Source organism: Acinetobacter rongchengensis (genome assembly GCF_003611475.1).
Lineage (GTDB): Bacteria > Pseudomonadota > Gammaproteobacteria > Pseudomonadales > Moraxellaceae > Acinetobacter > Acinetobacter rongchengensis.
This window is the reverse complement of record NZ_RAXT01000181.1, coordinates 1-640: the sequence shown is the minus strand read 5'-3', so window position 1 is coordinate 640 and position 640 is coordinate 1. Positions and strand designations below refer to the sequence as shown.

Annotated in this window: 2 protein-coding genes; both read left to right on the top strand. The window is 26.2% G+C overall.

What is annotated here, in order from left to right; genetic code table 11:
- On the top strand, window positions 1–216 hold a 216-nt coding region (locus tag D7V20_RS20055; RefSeq protein ID WP_407923983.1), incomplete at its 5' end, for an NF045616 family extracytoplasmic (lipo)protein.
- A gap of 2 nt (window positions 217–218) precedes the next feature.
- Window positions 219–629, top strand: coding sequence for an NF045616 family extracytoplasmic (lipo)protein (locus D7V20_RS19395; RefSeq protein ID WP_120385422.1), 411 nt, complete (start codon window positions 219–221; stop codon window positions 627–629).
- Window positions 630–640 lie beyond the last annotated feature (11 nt).

The following is a 640-nucleotide window of genomic DNA, read 5'->3' as shown; positions in this document are numbered from 1 at the left end:
ATAGCTTTTGAAAAAAAATATATAAATAATCCTTTGCCAACTAAAGAAAAAGATTGTCTAAAAATTCCAATCAACACATTAAAGAAAGATACACCATACTTAGTTTCATTAGAAATGAGACGCACATATATCGTAGAAATCTGTCTAAAAAACAACAATAATCGAATACTTGTTCAGAAAATCATTACTGGTGAGAAAACTTGTCCTGCAGATTAATCATGAATAAATCAGTATTCTTATATGTCAGCATCGGTCTATTTATTTCAGAATGTGCACAACCACTTAGTCATAAACTAAATATTGATGTGAAAGATAATAAGTTATGTATTTACACCAACAATAAAAATACATACCTAAGTAATGATAATTACTTTACTATTTTTGTAGGTGAATACAACCCAAACGAAAAATTTAAAAGCCTTTACAATAAAGTATACACAAATACAAAATTTCCGATTGAGAAAAATGATTGTTTAACTATACCATCATATGTTTTTAAAAAAGATAAAATATATAGAATCAATATAGAAACAAATAAAAATTTATCAGTGCTAGTTTGTGTTTCAAAGAAAAAATCTATTTTAAGCTTCAAAATTATGAAACCAGAAGATAGCTCATGTTCAAACTGACTCTAGCAGAG